This is a genomic window from Parapedobacter soli (genome assembly GCF_025460835.1).
Taxonomy (GTDB): Bacteria; Bacteroidota; Bacteroidia; order Sphingobacteriales; family Sphingobacteriaceae; genus Parapedobacter; species Parapedobacter soli.
In genome coordinates, this window is record NZ_JAMXAY010000124.1 from 1 (window position 1) to 1,892 (window position 1,892).

At 33.6% G+C, this 1,892-nt stretch carries 2 protein-coding genes; one reads left to right on the forward strand and one right to left on the reverse strand.

Annotated elements, in window-relative coordinates; genetic code table 11:
• Positions 1-116 precede the first annotated feature (116 nt).
• Complete coding sequence (locus NGM62_RS21810) at positions 117-440, reverse strand: winged helix-turn-helix transcriptional regulator (protein WP_262250416.1); 324 nt, start codon at positions 438-440, stop codon at positions 117-119.
• A gap of 115 nt (positions 441-555) precedes the next feature.
• Here NGM62_RS21810 and NGM62_RS21815 point away from each other — a divergent pair, with 115 nt between their 5' ends.
• On the forward strand, positions 556-1,440 hold the full coding sequence (locus tag NGM62_RS21815) for an alpha/beta hydrolase fold domain-containing protein (RefSeq protein ID WP_262250417.1): 885 nt from the start codon (positions 556-558) through the stop codon (positions 1,438-1,440).
• Positions 1,441-1,892 lie beyond the last annotated feature (452 nt).

The following is a 1,892-nucleotide window of genomic DNA, read 5'->3' on the forward strand; positions in this document are numbered from 1 at the left end:
AAGTTAACATTTATAACTCTTGACACAGTTTGTTTTACAGTCTCGACAGTTCTACGACCAAAGGACACAATCCGACAAAGAAAAGATTTTTAGCCGACCCGCGTTTTATACAAAAATTACTTCTTCAAATTTTGATGATATAATCCCCATTTTTCCAATTCGTTCATCATTGGTTTTATAGACTTTCCAACTTTTGTCAATTTATACTCAACAGTTGGCGGAACGGTTGCATAAACTTTTCGTTCTACCAAACCGTCCGCTTCCAAACTTTTCAACTGCATAGAAAGCATTTTGGGCGTAATGCCAATTATCATTCTTTCCAATTCTTTAAAGCGAACAACATCATTTACAACCAATACGTGAATGATTGTCAACTTCCATTTTCCGCCTAAAAGTTTGACGGAATGTTCTATCGGACAAATTAATTCATTTTTTTTCATACACTCAAATATTGAAATATCAAAAAACTATACAAAAGTATATTAATATACTTTATTCTCACTACTTTCATAAGTATATTTTTAAAATTACTTTTGCCCAAAAAATAGAAATATAATGAGAACAACAATCAAAATTCTTTTAACCCTTTTTATTTCAACAACAATGAAAGCTCAAACAACGGACATATTGGACAAAGTGAATAATGACAGAACATTTTTTGAAACACTCGGCAACATTTATCCTGTCAGTCAGAATGTGAAAATTTCAGGCACACAAATTGCCGAAGTAAAATGTTATTGGTTTACACCAAAAAATGAAGTTTCGGATAATATTATTGTATATCTGCACGGTGGCTGTTTTGCTTTTGGAAGTATCAATTCGCACAAAGCAATGGTGAGTCATATTGCCGAAAATACTCGTTCAAAAATTCTACTTATTGAATATTCATTTGCACCCGAAAACCCTTTTCCTGTTGCAATAAACGAAATAGTGAAAGTGTATAAAGAATTGCTGAAAACGTATCCCAATCGTAAAATTATTTTTATGGGTGATAGTGCAGGTGGTGGTTTGGTGGTTTCGGGCATTTATTCGATAGCTGAAAATAAACTGAAACTTCCGTCTGCAACAATTTTGATTTCGTCTTGGCTCAACTTAAAATGCAATACCAATTCATATAAAACAAGGCAATCACTTGACCCGTTTTTAACCAAACCATATTTGTTGGAATATGCTGAATATTATGTAGGAAATTCAGAAAATGCAGACCCGAATGAACTTGTTTTCGACAGTTTCCCACCCACTTTTTTACTCACAGGAACAAACGAAATATTATATGATGATACAAAAAACTTTTACGACTATATAAAAACCATTCAGCCCAATACAGCTTTCAAAGAATACGAAAATCAAACTCACGTTTGGCTATTGACCGACATAAATTCGGAAAAATCCAAAGAGGCATTAAAGGATATAGCTGATTTTGTGAATGGCGTTCGGTAAAATTTATAGCGTAAATGAAAAGTAAAAAAAACAAGCTGACACAGACAACGGACAATTGAAAGCCACATACCGCCAACAAGGTATTGCCAAAAGCGGGGCTGAATTCTAAAACTCAACATTTGTACTTCTATTCCGCAAAACCATTTTTTATTTGCTCGAAAAGTGTAAATTAGCAAATAAAAAATGGTTTTGCTAATTGCGGTGCTAAGTTCAATTTTTGTGCTTCCTTATCCCCGCCTTCGGCAATACCCGACCCGTTAGCGGTCATTGTAAAAGACGACACCGCAGACAACAAACAAACGACATAACAAAAACAATATGACAAAAAGTAACTTACTTGAAATGAACAACGTTGGTATCGTTGTAGAAAACCTTGATAATGCAATTTCTTTTTTCACAGAAATAGGCACTAGTGTCCCATTAAAATTGGGACGTTTTAAAAATTAAATAAA